Origin of the sequence: Enterococcus sp. DIV2449a (genome assembly GCF_051711225.1) — a bacterium.
GTDB classification, from domain to species: domain Bacteria; phylum Bacillota; class Bacilli; order Lactobacillales; family Enterococcaceae; genus Enterococcus_D; species Enterococcus_D casseliflavus.
This window is the reverse complement of the sequence record NZ_JBIOME010000001.1, coordinates 93,113-110,637: the sequence shown is the minus strand read 5'-3', so window position 1 is coordinate 110,637 and position 17,525 is coordinate 93,113. Positions and strand designations below refer to the sequence as shown.

Here is a 17,525-nt window from a genome sequence, read left to right as displayed (position 1 = left end):
TTTCCTGCGCTTTCTATCAATTACTCAATACAAGGTTCATCATTTGCAAGCGTCCGTTGACTTGTGCGGTCAATGCACTGTAATATAACCCATTGGCTGCTTGATCCAACATCTCCACTTCAAGATCCACGTTATTGCCGTTGTCTTTGATGCTGGTAGTTGCATTTTCAGTGATTTTCGGTTTTACTTGAGAAACTGACGCTTCGGTTGCAGCGTCGGTCCCTGACGAAGCGAGTGCCTGCTTTAATTCGCTTTCAAACACGATGCGTTTTGCTTTGTACCCATCCGTATTGACATTGGCGATATTAGACGAAATCAATTCTGCGCGTTGGGCAGAAACGTTCATGGCTGTTTTTAATAAATCATAGGTATCCAACAATAATTGCTCCTTCCACCTTCTGTACCAAACGTTTTTTTCAGCGATGGAACAGAAACAAATATATTTATTTATTTTTTTGTTATAGATTAAAAAAACAAGAAGACGTGATGTCATTATAGTAGAATTATTTTTATTTTACAATTTGATTTTTGCAACTTTACGGATATGACATTTAAGTTACAACCATGTTATGTTATTTGTTAAACACTGTTTCATCGCAATTTCGTCCCCAGTTATAAAAAGTAAACGATCGATATAAAGCGTTTTACAAGCATATCTATGCTTTTTGATCAAAAGATGATTTTTGATAAAAAAACAAGCATTATTCGAAAAATTGATTAAAACATTTTCATTTGTGCTGAATGACATGACAAACCCTGAGAAACGCTTCACGAAAAAAAACGGTACCATCTATAAATATTCACAAAAATTGCAAGCTGTACCATTTCAAAAATTTGCCGCAACTTGCCCAAAAAACAACAAAAAAAGAAGAAGCTGAAAATTTATTTTAGTTATTTTTAGGATTATTTTTTTTTGCTATTAAGAATGATTTTAATTCACCGATAAAATAAATGAGGGTTTAAAACCTGGAAATAGAATTTAGGAGGACGCAACAAATGGATTTTTTCTTGCTGATCGGTATTATTTTAGGATTGATATCTGTGGTGGTTGGGATGATTGTAAAAGGTGCCAATGTGGCCGTTTTGATCAATCCGGCAGCCGCGATCATCATTTTCGTCGGTGTGATCGCAGCCGTTATCAATTCATTTCCCAGCAGTGATATCAAAAAAATCCCGAAGATCTTCGGCGTTCTGCTGAAAAATAAAGAATACGACTTAAAAACAACCATCAATACCATCGTTGAATTAGCCAACCAAGCCCGGCGCGATGGTTTGTTATCTCTTGAAGGTGCCATCCAAAACTTAGAAGATCCTTTTTTAAAAAAGGGCTTGGAAATGGTGGTTGATGGCATCGCCGCCGAACAGATCCAAGAAATCATGGAGAATGAGATCTATGGGATCGAAGAACGGCATCGCATCGGCTCGGCTATTTTTAAAACCGCCGGCACGAGTTCCCCGACCTTAGGGGTGTTAGGAGCCGTGATCGGGCTGATTGGGGCGCTAGGTAATTTAGAGGATGTAGAGGCATTGGGGCACATGATCTCGGCGGCCTTCGTGGCGACCCTTTATGGTATTTTCTTCGGCTATGTCCTGTTCATTCCCTTTAGCTCACGCCTGACCTTGAAATCGGAGCAAGAGGTCCAAATGATGTCGATCATCGTGGAAGGGGTCTTAGCGATCCAAGCCGGACAATCGCCGAAAAGCATTGAGAAAAAATTATACAGCTTGATCGATCCGAAAAAACGGCAAGAACAATTATAAAGGGTGAAGCGACATGAAGCGAAAAAAGAAACATGAAGAACATGTAGACGAAGCGTGGCTTTTGCCTTACTCGGATATGTTGACCTTGCTGCTGGCTTTGTTCATCGTCATGTTTGCCATGGCGAAAGTCGATGATGAGAAGTTCCAAGAAATCCGAAGCGAATTCGGCACCATCCTTTCCAGCCACCACAGCAATTCATCTGTGATTGGGTCAGTGATCGATATGGGCGAGACCACGCCGCGAAAAAAAGCCGCCACTTCTGCCGAAGCACAAGCGCAAGAAGCAGCGGTTCGGACCCAACTAGAAAATCAGCAACTAGAAAAAATCAGCGACCAGCTGTCACAAGAGCTGGCAGCTTCTGGCTTAAAAGAGCAGACAGAAGTCCGCTTGGAATCCGATGGCTTGCATATCACGCTTGCCAGCAGTATCTTGTTTGCCTCTGGCAGCGCCGAGATCACGGACACCACTCGTCAGTCACTGGATCTACTATCGGACTCACTGAAAAAACTAAAAGCCAACAAAATCGTGATCGCTGGGCATACCGATAACGTACCTGAAAAAGGCAATGGCCGCTACCAATCTAACTGGGATCTTAGTTCCGCTCGGGCCATTACCGTTATGGAGTACTTCATCAGCAAAGGCGCCGTTTTAGAAAAAAATGCTGCCATCCAAGCCTTTGCCGATACCGAACCGAAAGCCGATAATAACACCCCCCAAGGCCGCTCGGAAAACCGCCGCGTGGAGATGATCATTCAGCGGACTGAAACGGCAGTTGCTCAATAAATAACCTTTTCCAATTAAAAAAACGATCCCCTTTCAAAGGCGATCGTTTTTTTTATCTATAAATAAATTGTAGTAGCCGTAACAAATGATGACAATGCCCACCAATGTGAAACGGTCAATAAAAGGAATCTCAAAAACCATAAAAAGCAACCCTTTTAAGCCTAAAATGATGATACCCATAACTAGCATCAGCCAAGAGGCGAGACGAATCAATTGGTATTCTTTTCCAAAAATCTTCAGCAACCGTACCCCTCCTTTTCTCAACTTAAAGTGTACGCTTTCTTAATGAGCAATCACAGTTGACCTGTCTGATGTTGCTGCTTGGCAAAAGTCGACAGCCATTGGTTGCTTCTTCTCATTATAACAGATGCTTCATGCCTCACCCTACGGTTCCCTAACTGACCTTCTTTTTTGCAGTTGGACAATTCTGATTTAACCTTACACATCAAAAAAACCCCATTACCAACGAATTTATTGGGAATGGGGGGGATGATCAGCTTTCGCTAGTCAATCATTTATTTTTCCACTTCAAACCGATTGGTCAATCGCTTCAACTCTTCTGCAATGTCCCTGAGATCGGCCACATGGTTGGTAAATTCATCCATGGTTGCCAAGACTTCTTCTGCATTTGCGGAAACTTCTTGTGTACCAGCGGCATTTTCTTCCGTTGATGCGGAAATGTTTTCTAAGTTTTCCAGTACACTGTTTTGAATGTTTTCGATACGAGCACTGGCTGCTTCAATATGATGGATGCCTTCGATCATATAGCTGCTGCGTTGGAAAACTTCTTTTGAAGAGGAGATCGCTTCTTTGATCAGGTTGGTTTGGCGAACGCCGCCTTTGACAGATGCCGACGTTTGTTTGACCATTTGACTAGACTGCTCACGAATTTCTTCAATGATCGCTTCGATCTCTTTGGTAGAAGCCTTGCTTTGTTCCGCCAATTTACGGATCTCAGCAGCTACGACGGCAAAGCCTTTGCCCGACTCACCTGCACTTGCGGCTTCGATCGATGCATTCAAGGCTAGCAAGTTGGTTTGGTAAGAAATATCGTTGATGACCCCAATGATCGAGTTGATGTTTTGGATACTATCATTCATTCCCGTCATGTTCGACATCAAGCGCTCCATCTGTGCCAACTCTTGTCGCCAGCTGTCATCGACTTGATCCATGATCGTTAAGTTTTCTTGATTGATCTTCGTAGATTCTTGCGACTTGCTGCTCATGCCGCCAACATTTTCTCGTAATTCTTTCACGACTTGCGACAGATTTTGCATTTGTGACACGCTGTATTCTGTTTCTTGGGCTTGAGCACCGGTCACTTCAGCAATACCCGTAATGGTTTGAGAGACTTCTTCTGTCGCAATATTGGTTTGTTTTGACAATTCTAATAAAGAATCCGACATTCCTGCGACACTGTTGCTTTCTTTTTGTACTTTTTGGATCAATGCACCCGTGCCTTCGATCATCACATTGTAATTGTCCGCCATTTGCTGGATCTCATTGCCTGCTTTGTCTGGATATACAACTCGGCGTGCCAATTGATCCCATGTCCATTTTTCGCCTTTGGCTCTTTTGGTTTTGCTCATCTTCTCTAGTTTGCCTTCACCGACTTTTCTAAAGTAACGATTGAAGCAATCGATGATCGCTGCGACTACTTTGATCGCGGCATAAGAAACCAGTCCTACAAAGAGCAGCATCAAGATCGTAACGATAATGGTGGTGCGGACTAACGCTCCTAACTCTTTGTCTAGATCACTAGCTTTGACTTCGGAGTACGCCCAAACATTGGAATCAGCAGACTTGTCATACAACACATCGTTGACTTTATTCGAGTCGCCTAAGCCAACCATGCCTGTCGGGTTTTTAGCTTCTTTGATTTTTTGGAACACTTCTTCTTCTTTGATATTCTTACCGATTTGTTTGGTGTTTTTTGAGGTCACGATGACCCCAGATTCTGAAACTAAGGTGACATTCCCAGTCCGCCCTACGGTAAAGGAAGACAAGATGTTTTGAATGCTTTCATAGGAAACATCGACGCTTAAAACCCCCACTTGATTATGGGAATTTTTGACCCTGATCGAAGCCGACGTCACAAATTGATTCGACACTGTATCTAAATAAGGTGCTGTCCAATACACTTCTCCTTCGGCTTTTACGGCCCCTTTGTACCATGGCCGAATCGTAGGCTTATAATCATCTGGTAAGGGATTGAAGGTTACATATTCATCATCTTCTGTTCCAAAAGTCACCGCTAAGAAGCTGTTGCTTCCAGCAATCGCTAAAGAAAGATCTGAACGGATGCGTCCCATGCTGAATTCTGTTTTCATCGCTGGCAGTTCAGCCATTGATTTCAATTTGCTTTCCGTCGATCGGCGCAAACTCTTTTCTTCCGCCAAGATCAAATTGACGGCACTTTCTTTGTTCAAATCATTTCGTTCAATCAATAAGTTCTTGGTGGTTAAATAGGAACTTGTCAGCATGACAATGATCGGGATCCCCGCAACCAGCATCAAGGTGATCATCACATAAATTCCTATCGTCTTTTTTCTTTTTTTCACAACTGTGCCACTCCTTCATTTCCAATTTCACACGATCCAATGAAGACTCGTCCGTAGACGACCCTTAGTAAGGATAATCGGTTATTTCTTTGAATGATTAAGAGGGTTCATTGGCAGAAACGGCTGCAAGCGCATTTTCTTTTTTGCTAAGGCTTACGGTTGCTGATCTAACGAATAGAAAAGCTCCTCAGTCATGAAGGAGCGTTGCGACTGCATAAAAATAGCCAGCACGGAAGTTTCCGCACTGGCTGTAGGGGCCCCTTTAATGGGGCTGCTTTTTATTGCCTATAATTCTTTGATGACAGCTTTTTCTTCCGCAGTCAAAGCGAAATCAAAGAGCGCTAAATTTTCGGCTTGATGTTTTTCTGAATGGGATTTCGGAATCACGATCACCCCACGCTCGATTTGGTAACGCAAGACCACTTGGCTCCAGGTTTTTTGATACGCTTCACCGATTTGGGTCAAGGTTTCCCGAGCCGCTTCTGAAATCCGTGAAAGTGGCCCCCAGGCTTCTGGAACTACCTGATTGGCTAAGGAATAGGCGATGATCGCATCGTTCCACTTGCCTGGATGCGATTCGATTTGATTGACCGCTGGTTTGATCCGACTGTTTGCCAATAAATAGCTAAGTTCTTCTTCTTGGAAATTGGACACCCCGATCGCTTTTAAGACCCCTTTATCGACATAAGCCTCAAGAACCGCCCAGACAGCGGCGATCTCTGCCAAGTTGTCCCACGGATGATGGATCAAATAAAGATCGATCGATTCCGTCTGCAAGGCTGCTAAACTCGCTTCGACTGACGCTTTCACGGCAGCTGCATCTTGCGTATGCTCTGGTTTCCCAGGAATCTTAGAAGTCAGGAAAAATTCGCTGCGGTCGATCCCGCTTTCTTTGATGGCTTTGCCTACTACGGCTTCGTTGCGGTAAGAAATCGCCGTATCAAAATGCCGATACCCAAGCTTGATGGCAGTCAACAGCTCTGTCGTATCATCATTGATCGCACCTTGGTATTCTCGGTTTTCTTTCCCAAATGTATTCGTCCCGCTGCCGATCACTGGAATCTGAATGCCGGTATTCAATTCAATCGTTTCCATGCTGCTTCCCCCTTTGTGTTGTTTCTAGTCTATCAAAAAAGCAGGAGTAAGGGGAAGAAAAACTCTTATTGCCGCTAAAAACGGGGAAAAGCACAAAACGCATGTTCAAGCAGCCCCTCCTCCGTTATACTGAGGGTAAGACACGAAACACCCAAATAAGGAGGGTTACTTTTGAAAAAAACACTGTTTTTTCTTTGTGGATCACTGACATTCGGTCTAGGTACGTTAGGAATCTTTTTGCCTTTCTTACCTACAACGGTCTTTTACTTGCTGACGGCTTATTTCTGGCTGCGGAGTTCCGATACCTATTATCAACGCTTGGTTCAATCAGAAAATTATCAAAAATACATTGAAAAACCACTCGTACAAAAACAGCTGAGCACCAAGGGAATGGTTCGGATGTTTGCCATGATGCTGGTAGTCTTTGCAATTCCTGCACTATTGATCCCTAATCTGCTGGTACGTTTCGTCCTCGCTGCCATCTACCTCGCCCATGTCATTGGGATCACTTGGTATTTAAAAGGACGCAAACCCGCGATTCAAAAAACGGATCAGCCCCTGTAAGAACGACGCTGCACGAACACACCGTAATCCACCAAGCAGGCGAGCCTTGCTAGTGGACTGCGGTGTATTTTTTTCTCCTATTTTAGCGGGAGCCCACTGACGCCTCTTCGATGATGGGGGCGGATTGGGCGATCGCTAACCAGGCAGCAGGGATTCGGTATGGGGAGCAAGAAACATAGTCGATGCCGATCTCTCGCAAAAATGCAATGGAATAGGGATCGCTGCCGACTTCGCCACAAACACCGATCGAGTGCTCTGGCTGACGATCTCTTACGCCAGTGATCGCTTGGCGCATCAAGGTGCCAACACCCGCCTGATCTAAGTGCTGGTAAGGATCTTCCTGTAAGATCCCCGACTGCAAATAGGCTTGAATAAAGCTGCCTGCATCATCCCGCGAAAAGCCAAACGTCATTTGGGTCAAGTCATTGGTACCAAAACTAAAGAACGCAGCATCTTCAGCACACTCCCCAGCGATCAAGCACGCTCTAGGTGTCTCGATCATCATGCCGATCTCGATGTGCAATGGTTGCTGCAGGGTTGCTTCTGCTTGAGCGATCACCTGTGTCAACGTCGCTTTCAACACCTGCAGCTCTGCGGGCAAACTGATCAGGGGCAATAAGATCGCCGCCTCTACCTCGACTCCTTGCTGCCGCAATTCCACAGCCGCTTCACAAATCGCCGCTGTTTGCATTTCATAAATTTCTGGATAGCTCAGTCCTAAACGGCTGCCGCGATGCCCCATCATGGGATTGACCTCTTGCAGCTCGTCAATTCGCCGCTCGATCACTGCCAATGATTTTTGACTACGGCGAGCCATTTCAAGGCGTTCATGCTCATGGGGCAAAAATTCATGAAGTGGTGGATCTAATAAACGAATCGTGCACTTCTTTCCTTGCGCGGCCTGCAGCATTTCTTGGAAATCGGCTTTTTGATAAGCCTTGATCTCAGCCAACGCCTTCAATCGTTCCGCCTTCGTTTCCGCCAAGATGACTTCCCGCATTTTCCACAAACGCTCTTCCCCAAAAAACATATGCTCCGTCCGTGCCAGACCGATGCCCGCTGCCCCAAAGGCCAGCGCAGCCTCAATGTCATTTTTCGTTTCCGCATTTGCGTAAACCTTTAGATCTGCCTGGGCTTGTGCCCACGTCAAAAGCTGATCCAGCAAGACCCGCTCCTGGACACTGGTCATAGGCAGCTGCCCTTGATACAGTTTGCCAGTGCTGCCGTCTACCGAAAGCACGTCACCTTCTTCAATCAGCAGCTCGCCGCAGCGAGCCTGCTTCAAAAATACATCGACACTTAATGCCTCGCACCCTACCACACAGCAGACCCCCAGACCACGGGCGACCACCGCTGCATGCGAAGTCATCCCCCCACGAGCGGTAATGATCGCTTCACTCACCACCATGCCTTCAATATCTTCAGGTGAGGTTTCCTGCCGCAGCAACAGGACTTTTTCTCCTGCGCGGCTGGCTTTTTCCGCCGCCTCTGCAGTGAAATAGACATGTCCTGAAGCTGCTCCTGGACTAGCCGGCAAGCCCTGCGCAAAGGCTTTGGCTTGCTGTAAGGCTTCGGGGGCAAATAACGGGTGCAGCAATTGATCGATCATTTCTGGTGCGATGCGATCTAGTGCTTGCCTGATAGTGATCCGACCTTCTGCGACCATATCCGTTGCGATTTGCGCTGCGGCAGCGGCGGTTCGTTTGCCGTTTCTCGTTTGCAAGACAAACAGCTGGCCGTCATCGATGGTAAACTCAATGTCTTGCATGTCTTGATAGTGATCCTCCAAACGCTCAGCCAGTTGCTTTAATTCCTGATAGATCATGGGATGCTGCTGTGCCAACGCTTGGATCGGTTGCGGTGTACGAATCCCTGCAACCACATCTTCCCCTTGGGCACACACTAAAAATTCGCCGAAAAGTCCCGGTTCCCCGGTTGCTGGATTGCGGGTGAAGGCGACACCCGTCCCGCTATTTATCCCGCTGTTACCAAAAACCATTTCTTGAATCGTTACGGCAGTCCCTAGATCATCAGGGATGCGATGGAGAGATCGGTAGGTCTTGGCCCGTGGGTTGTTCCATGAGCGAAAAACCGCCGTGATGGCTGCCAACAATTGCTGAAACGGGTCTTGCGGAAACGCTTCTTGAGTATGTTCCATATAAATACTTTGAAACACGCGGCAGATCATTTGCCAATCATTGCCGGTCATCATTTGGTCTGACGCATAATTCTGCTGTTTCTTATAATCTGTCAAGTAGGCTTCAAAGTGCTCTTTTGCTACACCTTTCACCACATCCCCATACATCTGGATCAAGCGGCGGTAACAATCATAAGCAAAAACGGGGTCCCCCGTCTGCTGAGCCAAGCCTTGGACGGTTTCATCATTCAACCCAAGGTTTAAGATCGTATCCATCATCCCTGGCATGGAAAACTTAGCCCCACTGCGGACAGAAACCAACAACGGCGACTGCAGTCCGCCAAATGTTTTGTTGCTGCGGACTGCCAATTCTTCGATGGCAGCTTTGACTTGCTTGATGATCGCCTCAGGAAGAACCTGTTCTTCTAAATAGGTCAGGCAAATAGTCGCAGGGACGATAAATCCCTGGGGAACAGGCAAACCCAAATTGGTCATCTCCGCAAGATTTGCCCCTTTCCCGCCTAATAGTGCTTTTTGCTCTTTTGTGCCTTCTGAAAACCATACGACTGCTTTTTCCATCATGTTCCTCCTTTTAAATGTTATATACCATTTCGATTAATTAGCAGTATATAGTATGACACATTTAATCGTCAAGCTGAAAAAAGAAAACTTTTAAGGGATTTATCCTTTTTAAAAGAGAAGGATTGCCTTTTTATTCGGAAAATCATATAATCAATAGCATAGCACATAAAAGAAAGAAGGTGACACATTGGAATTAAGCCAAAGACAAATGAAAATCATTGAGATCGTCAAAGAGCATCAGCCGATCAGTGGGGAGACCATTGCGAAGCAGTTGGGCTTGAGCCGCGCAACCTTGCGGAATGACTTATCGATTTTGACCATGACCGGTTTATTAGACGCCCGACCGAAAGTCGGCTATTTCTATACAGGACAAACCGTTGAGCCTTTGCTTTTCGAAAAACTCTATCATACCAAAGTTGCAGAAGTCATGATCCCGCCGTTGCTGATCTCACAAACGGTCTCCGTTTATGAAGCGGTCACGACTTTGTTTATGTACGATGTCGGTTCCCTCTATGTCAAAAATGACCAAGACGAGCTGATTGGGGTCCTCTCCCGCAAAGACCTACTGCGCTTTGCGATCAGCAATGCCGCACCAGAAAAAACACCTGTAGCGATGATCATGACTCGCATGCCAAACATCGTGACCATCACACCCGAAGAAACGATTTTGACGGCTGGTACGTTGTTAGGGCGACATGAAGTCGATACCTTGCCTGTGGTCGATCCGCAGGAACCAAAAAAAGTCATCGGCAAAATCACGAAGACACGGCTGATGAATTACTTTATTCAAGCAGGCAATGACAGTGACAACACACACTTTTAGGGGGCAAAAACAATGAAGAACGTTCGAATATATTTGATTTCAGATTCCGTAGGCGAAACGGCACAAAAGCTGATCGCAGCCGTTTCCGCGCAGTTTCCCACGATCGACCTTTCAGACATCCAGCTCTTTCCCTTTACTAATGATGAAGAGAGCTTAGGCGAGATCCTCAAAGATGCCTTGCTAGACAAATCGATCGTCGTTACCACCTTAGTCAATAAAGAATTAGTCGCCTTTGTTGATGCCTTTGCCAAGCGGACTGGTTTGCAGTATGTCGACTTTATGTCGCCCTTGACCACGATGCTGGAAAAAACATTCGGTTTAGAAGCCGTCCAAGAGCCTGGTGCCTTGCATCGCTTGAACCAAGCATATTTCAGCCGGGTGGCAGCGATGGAATTTGCGGTGAAATACGACGACGGCAAAGACCCACGGGGATTTCTCGATGCTGACTTTGTCCTCTTAGGGGTTTCGCGAACCTCGAAGACACCATTGAGTTTATACATGGCAAACCGCGGCTACAAAGTGGCAAATCTGCCTTTGATTCCTGAAGTTGCTTTGCCAGCCGAAGTGCACCAAGTCGACCCGCGAAAAATGGTCGGTTTGACCACGAATCCAGAATCTCTGACCGAGATTCGGCGATCCCGAATGCATTCATTGGGCTTAAAAGAAGAGACCCATTACACCAATTGTGAACGAATCGAAGCAGAATTAGCTTACGCGAATGAATGGTTCAAAAAGCTGAACATTCCGGTGATCGATGTCAGCAAACGCTCCATTGAAGAAAGCGCGATGCTGATTGAAGAACAAGCCAAAGAACAGGTCCATGTTCAATAAAGACGCCTTGGCAAACCTGACCGAGATCATCAACTTGGAAGCCATCCAGCAGCTGCCGAAAGCCACCGAGCACTTTGTCAGCGATCTGCATGGTGAATACGATGCCTTTGACCATATTTTGCGGAATGGTTCTGGCAGTATCCGAGAAAAAGTCGAGATTTTGTTTACTGGCGTCTTGACGAAAGAAGAACAGACCGAACTTTGTTTTGTCATTTATTATCCAGAGGAGCTATTACAAGAACAGGCATGGACCCCTGCCGATTGGCGCTTAAAGATGGCACAGCTAGTGAAAGTTGCCCGCTTTACTTCCAGTAAATACACACGCTCCAAGGTACGCAAAGCACTGCCGTCTTCTTTTGCTTATATCTTAGAAGAACTGTTGTACCAATATGATGCTGACTTCAATAAAGAAGCTTACTATCGGGCGATTTTTGATAAGATCATTGAATTAGAGGCAGCCCCGCTTTTTTGCCAAGAACTGGCGTACTTGATTCAGCGCTTCGTAGTGGATCATCTCCACGTCTTAGGCGATATTTATGATCGCGGACCAGCGCCAGACAAAATCGTCGATCGCTTGATGACTTTGCCCTCACTGGATATTCAGCTAGGCAACCATGATATTTTGTGGATCGGCAGCTTTTGCGGCTCGCTGCCCTGTTTGGCCAATACGATCCGCATCGCTGCTCGCTACGGCAATCTGGCATTATTACAAGATGGTTATGGGATCGATCTATCAAAAGCACTGGCTTTTAGCCAAAAATATTACACAGAAAATGAAGGCTTTTATCCGCAAAAAACAGTGGACCCTTTATCAAGCCAGCAAAAAAAAGCAGCCATGCTTTTGCAACAGGCGTTTGCCATCATCCAATTCAAAGTCGAAGCAGCCGTGATCCAGCGGCGACCAGCATTTGCGATGGCAGAGCGCTGCTTGTTGCATCGCTTGTCTCAAGATCGGCAACAAATCCAGCTAGACCAGACCTATCCTTTGATCAACGGCTGTTTTCAACTAGTAGATCCCGATGATCCTTACCGTTTGACAGCAGAAGAACATGAGGTACTGCAAGATTTGCTGAGCCAATTTCAACGCTCGCCTCGCTTAGCTGCGCATATGCGCTTTTTAGTTGAGCATGGCACATTGTATCAGCGCTTCAACGACAACCTGCTGTATCACGGCTGCCTGCCTTGTCAGGAAAACGGCGATTTCCTGGCCTTTACTTTCCAGCAGCAGCCCTTAGCAGGCAAAGCGTTGATGGACTTTTTTCAGCAATGTTTGCAGGAAAGCTTTGCCCAACCAGAAAAGCAAACAGACCTTGCCACCGATATGATCTGGTATCTTTGGTGCGGCGAAGGCTCTTCCCTCTTTGGCAAAAAAGCCATGAAAACCTTTGAGCGCTACTTTATAGCAGATCGCAACACCCATACGGAACAAAAAAATGCCTATTATTCTTTAAGGGAAAACGAAGACTTCTGCTGCCGTGTCCTAGCTGCCTTCGGTCTGCCGCCGACAGGTCACATCATCAATGGCCATACCCCTGTCAAAGTGCGTAAAGGCGAGACGCCCATCAAGGCAAATGGTCGTTTATTGGTGATCGATGGCGGACTCTCTCGCTCCTATCAATCCGTCACAGGCATTGCTGGTTACACGCTGTTGTCAAATTCCTTCGGCATGACCTTAGCAGCCCATCAACCCTTTACAGATCGCCAGCAAGCCATCCAGCAGCGACGTGACATCGTCACTCAGAAAAAAATCGTCGTGCGGCAAACGGAAAGAACAACGGTAGGCCAAACAGATATCGGCAAGCGGCTGCAGCAAGAAAGTCGAGTGCATTTTGAAGAATTAAAAAATCATCCGATCCCTTGACGAGTCATTCGTCAACCAATCGGATGATTTTTTTTACAGTCCTTTGGAACTATGAAAGGCTTTGAGTTTTTCCAACGCCTGCAGCACAATGATCAAGACCAAGATCGCTAACGCCAAAAAGAGCGTTTCTAACCCTTTTCCTTGCGCTAAAAGCAGCTCTCTTAAAATTGCTGTGATACTGATCAAAATCAAGTAACGCACCGGAATATGGTGACCTTCTTTTACGTAACGCAATAACATCAAAATAATTTCCAGTAAAATAAACAATGTGGCGATCTCTTCGATCAATAAAGAAAGATCGCTAACTTCATGCAGTGGGATCACATGGACAACGATTTTGTAGATCGCTTCCGCCATCACCACCAAAACCAACAGAACCAACAGTCCTAACATAATATCAACCACAACACTAATCAATTTTTCGAAGTGCTTAAAATACTTTCCCATAACACCCCTCCTCGCACTTATTATAGCGAAACTACTCAGAATCACTTTATGATATGCTTGCAAGTGCAGTTTTTTTATGGAGGCAGTGAATAAAAACGTAAGACAGCTCTTTTCTGTCCCAGCAATCCTCCAAAAAACCTTCCTCTTTGCTACTTTTTGAAGTCTCAGAGTGAGGAATCGCGCATCCTTCGTGCACTTGGTGTGTTCGTGGCTCTGAACATAAGCAAATAAAAAAGCTAGGCACAAGGCCTAGCTGAAATGGTCCCTTTAGATGAGATTGATTTTTACAGTCAGGCTCAGTGAGCCCCTTCGACTGTTAGATCAACATTTTCACTCGTATCTTCCGCGGCTTCGTCGTCGCTATTGGAGGTTTCTGAAGACGGCTCAGTCGTTTCACTGCTGGAGCTGCTTGTTGTAGTACTGGTCGAACTCGTACTGGAAGAGCTTGAAGAACTGCTGCTAGCGCTACTGCTAGAAGTATCGCTAGTGGTGGTTGATCCGCCACTCGGCGCGGTACTCGAACTGCTTTCGCTACTTGCTGAAGTGCTGACGCTAGGCTCTGTCTCTGCTTCACTTACAGAAACAGACGTGCCTTCATTTGTCGACGCTTCGATCGAGCGACTAGTCGTTGAAGAAGGTGTATACGAACTAACACTGGCTTCATAAAAAATCTGACTGGAATCAGAGGTTTCTTCGATACTGCTGCTTGCGGTCTGGTAAGGTGGCTCGGAGGAACTACTGGAAGAATCTCGAACAAAGGGCGCGGCAACAAAGGCATTGGCATCTTGATTGATTGCCACACTCAAAAAAACCGCAACAAAACAACTGACTAATGCCGACTGCATATTGAACTTGAATTTCATCGCACTCCCCATCCTTTCCCAAAAATATGGTTGGACCTTCCGTCAATGATCTATCTCATTCTTATATTATACAAAAAAAAGCAATCGTCAACAAATTAAGTTTTATTTTCAAAGATGACAAAGACATGAATGCCCGTTGCGCAACAAAAAAAGCCCGAGGGCGACGGTCGATCACCTGCGGGCCCATCCCTTCACTAAGGGTTGGCAGGTGCGACGGATGCTCGTTCCCCTGGCTTTAATGGTTCCTTTACTTAAGAAATTCTTTTACTTATAAGTTTCGCAGATGATTCGGGTCATGGATCGGTGCTTCAATATCACTGTCTCCCATGCGCGGTGTTGGATGAACGGACTCATCGGGCATCGCTGTTTCACCTGGTAACGGTTGATCGATGATTGGCTCAGTATCTGCATCACGATCCGTTATTTTGTCCATCGGCTGATAATCGTAGACGCCGACAACGAGTTTGTCTCGTTCGATGTCATCTCGGTAGCCGTATAATGGATCATGTTCATCGTCTCTGTGATCCGAATCGCCAAAAGAAAACGCATCTTTGATTTTTTCCCAAAGCGAACGATCTTCGTCTTCACTAGCAGCATGCTCCACTTCCACATCATCGATGGATTCTAACCCAAATTGATCGATGACTGTTTGATTCGCATACAGCACGATATCGTCTTTGCCATAGCCTTCGTTTGTCAATTGCTCAATAACCGGTAATACTTCTGTTCGAGTGTCGTAACTGCCAATAATCGTTAGGTTTCTGTTGTGCATGTGAAATCCTCCTTATTTTGTGTACGCTTCGATTGTTCTGGTTCTGAAGCAATTCTTTTAAAACTAGCAATTTCTATTGCTTCTTTCATTCTAACGCAGGGTTCTATGATTGACCAAATAGTTTGATTGCGCTTACGAAAAACAAGCGGTTTCTTGAAAAAAAAACTAGCTGCTCCGGAAGAAGCGGATCCATCATAAAAAAACCGCGTGAGCCAATGGCTTGCACGCGGTTTTTTTGCTTGTTACTTGGAAACGATCAGTTTTTGACCGACAAAGATCGTATAGCTGCTGTTGATGTTGTTCCATGATGCGAGTTGGCTGATGCTGGTGTTATATTTTTGTGCCAGTGACCATAAGCTGTCCCCTGATTTCACCGTGTGCGTCTTCGTTGAACTGCTGCTGGTATTCGTATTAGAAGACCCACTGCTAGCAGACGTCAAGTAGGCACCACTGACCCAGCCTTTGCCAGAAACATAATACCATTTGTTCGTGCCATTGACGGTCGTCCCGGTTTTTGTTGCGGTAACCGTGACGGTTGCTCCTTTACTTAAAGAACCAGTAATACTACTGCTGGTAGAAGCATCGGAACGAACATTTAAAATCTCGGTGGTTTTCATTTGCTGATTTGTGGTTGTTGAACCGTTATTATTGGAAGAGCTGCTGGTTGTTGTCAAGTAGGCACCACTGACCCAACCTTTGCCAGAAACGTAGTACCACGTTTTATTGCCTTCCACTGAAGTGCCGTTCTTTTTCGCTGTCACGGTAACGGTCACCCCTTGACCAAGCGTTGTCACGACACGGCTGCTGGTAGAAGCATCGGAGCGGACATTCAATGCGGCCGTCGTTTTCATTTGTTGATTGATACTTGAACCATTGTCTTCTTTTTCCGCTTCAGAAGCATTATTGTTGGTCACTTCAGTAAGGTAGGCACCGCTGACCCAACCTTTGCCAGAGACATAATACCAATTTTTGTTGCCGTTGACTGATGTGCCGGTTTTCATAGAAGTGGCTGTAAAGGTCGTGCCTTTGCTAAGTGATCCTACCACTGATCCGCTAGTAGAAGCGCTGGAACGAATATTCATCGCTTCCGTCGTCTTCATTTTTTTGTTGATCGTCGTGCCAGAATTGCTATTGTCAGAACCGGTGTTGCCTGATCCGCTATTGTTATTTGAAGAATCGGTCGAAACCTTCGTCAAATATGCACCGCTGACCCAGCCTTTGCCAGAAATTTTATACCACGTGGTGTTGCCGTTGACGCTGGTGCCCGTTTTGGTCGCCGTTGCCGTAAACGTCGTATTGGCTGCTAACGAACCAGTAATAGAGGCACTGGTGGAGGCATCCGAACGAATATTCATGGATGACGTGGTTTTCATTTGCTGATTGATCGCTGTTTCATCACTGACGATCGTTTCATTGCTATTGCCGCCGCCTGCATTTGAGCTGCCAGTGTCATATTGCGTTAAATTATACGTACTGATCAAATTGTTTAATTTGCTGGCATAAGAAGTATCGGTTGCATACCGCCCTTGCAGCCAAGCGGTCGCTTGCGTGTAAGAGGTCGTATTGCTTTTCCACGCACCTCTGTAATAGTAGTTGCCGCTAGAAAAACTCGTATTGCGCAACACATACGCATTGTCTTCAAAAGACTCTTTTAATGATGGGTATTTCCGAAACTTGGCGCTGATCAAATAATAATTGCCTGAACCATCATCTTCATACGTATCCATTGTCACGTATTGGCCATTATAGCTACCTTTGATCCCAAACATATTGTTGGCCGTGGTCGTCAAAGTTGATGCGCCCCAGCCAGATTCCAAAATCGCTTGTGCCATCATGACAGAGGCATACAGATCGTTTGCTGCCGCCACTTCCGTTGCATAGCCGCAAATCTGACTGATAAAGGCAGCCGGATCGATCGTTGCCCGTGAAAATAATGCCCGACTAGTCAAATCAGAAAGGGCTGATGGTACTTCATCTGCTTCTAAGACTTCATCACTAGCGACTGTTGTGCGTTCTGTCGTCGCTGTTTCTGATCCCTCAGTAACTGCTTCAGCTCCTGACTCCTCCGTTATTTCCGAAGTTTCTTCGGTCACAACAGGTGCTGTCGTCGATTCTGTCGTTTCCTCAACCGGCGTGCTGTCGGTTTCTGGTGTAGTGTTTGTTGTTTGTTCAACGACCTTAAGGTCATTGCTGGTTTCTGTCGTTGCCGTTTCAGCCGCATGCCCTAAGGTCGGGATAAACGTTGATCCCGCTACTAAAGTAGTAGCCATCGTAATACTTTTTTGGGTATATTGCGTGCGCTTCAAGCGCTTTTCTAAGCGGCGTCGTTCTTTACGAATTGTCATTTAATCCCTCCGTCGTATTAGCCTTTTTTTATTGTAACACGATTTATTAAAAAATGGGGGGTTAAGATGAAAAAACAGTGAAATCAACGAGATAAATTC

Annotated in this window: 15 protein-coding genes; 6 read left to right on the top strand and 9 right to left on the bottom strand. The window is 45.7% G+C overall.

All coding sequences use genetic code 11. The annotated features are described in order from the left end of the window. Window positions 1-16: 16 nt before the first annotated feature. Window positions 17-376 carry a flagellar basal body rod protein FlgB gene (gene flgB, locus IGI76_RS00495; RefSeq protein ID WP_017144455.1) on the bottom strand — a complete coding sequence of 120 codons (360 nt, stop codon included), beginning with the start codon at window positions 374-376 and terminating at the stop codon, window positions 17-19. Between the two features lie 620 nt (window positions 377-996). Here flgB and motA point away from each other — a divergent pair. Next, window positions 997-1,761 (top strand): flagellar motor stator protein MotA, encoded by a 765-nt coding sequence (motA, locus tag IGI76_RS00490; protein WP_005232810.1) that lies wholly within the window; start codon window positions 997-999, stop codon window positions 1,759-1,761. Between the two features lie 13 nt (window positions 1,762-1,774). Continuing rightward, window positions 1,775-2,545: an OmpA/MotB family protein gene (locus tag IGI76_RS00485; protein ID WP_086294344.1), complete on the top strand. Its 771-nt coding sequence runs from the start codon at window positions 1,775-1,777 to the stop codon at window positions 2,543-2,545. Between the two features lie 33 nt (window positions 2,546-2,578). Here IGI76_RS00485 and IGI76_RS00480 read toward each other — a convergent pair whose 3' ends face one another. The 3 genes from IGI76_RS00480 to IGI76_RS00470 all read right to left on the bottom strand — a co-directional run bounded on the left by IGI76_RS00480 (window position 2,579) and on the right by IGI76_RS00470 (window position 6,201). Then, the gene (locus IGI76_RS00480) at window positions 2,579-2,788 is read right to left on the bottom strand and encodes a hypothetical protein (RefSeq protein WP_086294343.1); all 210 of its coding nucleotides are present in this window, start codon (window positions 2,786-2,788) and stop codon (window positions 2,579-2,581) included. A gap of 272 nt (window positions 2,789-3,060) precedes the next feature. Then, window positions 3,061-5,106 carry a methyl-accepting chemotaxis protein gene (locus tag IGI76_RS00475; RefSeq protein WP_005226571.1) on the bottom strand — a complete coding sequence of 682 codons (2,046 nt, stop codon included), beginning with the start codon at window positions 5,104-5,106 and terminating at the stop codon, window positions 3,061-3,063. Window positions 5,107-5,391: 285 nt separating this feature from the next. Beyond that, window positions 5,392-6,201 carry an aldo/keto reductase family protein gene (locus IGI76_RS00470; protein WP_005226570.1) on the bottom strand — a complete coding sequence of 270 codons (810 nt, stop codon included), beginning with the start codon at window positions 6,199-6,201 and terminating at the stop codon, window positions 5,392-5,394. 171 nt (window positions 6,202-6,372) lie between these two features. On the opposite strand from IGI76_RS00470, the gene IGI76_RS00465 reads away from it, so the two are divergent. Then, window positions 6,373-6,765: a YbaN family protein gene (locus IGI76_RS00465; protein WP_005226569.1), complete on the top strand. Its 393-nt coding sequence runs from the start codon at window positions 6,373-6,375 to the stop codon at window positions 6,763-6,765. Between the two features lie 82 nt (window positions 6,766-6,847). On the opposite strand, the gene ppdK is transcribed toward IGI76_RS00465, so the two are convergent. Continuing rightward, window positions 6,848-9,481 (bottom strand): pyruvate, phosphate dikinase, encoded by a 2,634-nt coding sequence (gene ppdK, locus IGI76_RS00460; RefSeq protein WP_333718867.1) that lies wholly within the window; start codon window positions 9,479-9,481, stop codon window positions 6,848-6,850. Window positions 9,482-9,671: 190 nt separating this feature from the next. Between ppdK and IGI76_RS00455 the strand changes: the two genes are divergently transcribed. From IGI76_RS00455 to IGI76_RS00445, 3 genes are read left to right on the top strand one after another with little or no spacing between them, the layout of a single operon-like run. Beyond that, window positions 9,672-10,307, top strand: a complete 636-nt coding sequence (locus IGI76_RS00455; protein WP_005232817.1) for a helix-turn-helix transcriptional regulator — start codon at window positions 9,672-9,674, stop codon at window positions 10,305-10,307. Window positions 10,308-10,319: 12 nt separating this feature from the next. After that, window positions 10,320-11,138, top strand: coding sequence for a pyruvate, water dikinase regulatory protein (locus IGI76_RS00450; protein ID WP_086294341.1), 819 nt, complete (start codon window positions 10,320-10,322; stop codon window positions 11,136-11,138). Then, a complete protein-coding gene (locus tag IGI76_RS00445) occupies window positions 11,128-12,999 on the top strand; it encodes a fructose-1,6-bisphosphatase (protein WP_333718866.1) in 1,872 nt (623 codons plus the stop codon). The genes IGI76_RS00450 and IGI76_RS00445 overlap by 11 nt, the downstream gene beginning before the upstream one ends. A 33-nt stretch (window positions 13,000-13,032) precedes the next feature. Here IGI76_RS00445 and IGI76_RS00440 read toward each other — a convergent pair whose 3' ends face one another. The 4 genes from IGI76_RS00440 to IGI76_RS00425 all read right to left on the bottom strand — a co-directional run bounded on the left by IGI76_RS00440 (window position 13,033) and on the right by IGI76_RS00425 (window position 17,426). Then, window positions 13,033-13,446 carry a phosphate-starvation-inducible PsiE family protein gene (locus IGI76_RS00440; protein WP_005232820.1) on the bottom strand — a complete coding sequence of 138 codons (414 nt, stop codon included), beginning with the start codon at window positions 13,444-13,446 and terminating at the stop codon, window positions 13,033-13,035. Window positions 13,447-13,742: 296 nt separating this feature from the next. Continuing rightward, window positions 13,743-14,309, bottom strand: coding sequence for a hypothetical protein (locus tag IGI76_RS00435; RefSeq protein ID WP_086294339.1), 567 nt, complete (start codon window positions 14,307-14,309; stop codon window positions 13,743-13,745). A 268-nt stretch (window positions 14,310-14,577) separates the two neighbouring features. Continuing rightward, window positions 14,578-15,081, bottom strand: coding sequence for a general stress protein (locus IGI76_RS00430; RefSeq protein ID WP_005226556.1), 504 nt, complete (start codon window positions 15,079-15,081; stop codon window positions 14,578-14,580). A gap of 242 nt (window positions 15,082-15,323) precedes the next feature. Then, the gene (locus tag IGI76_RS00425; protein ID WP_438780895.1) at window positions 15,324-17,426 is read right to left on the bottom strand and encodes an SH3 domain-containing protein; all 2,103 of its coding nucleotides are present in this window, start codon (window positions 17,424-17,426) and stop codon (window positions 15,324-15,326) included. Between the last annotated feature and the right edge of the window lie 99 nt (window positions 17,427-17,525).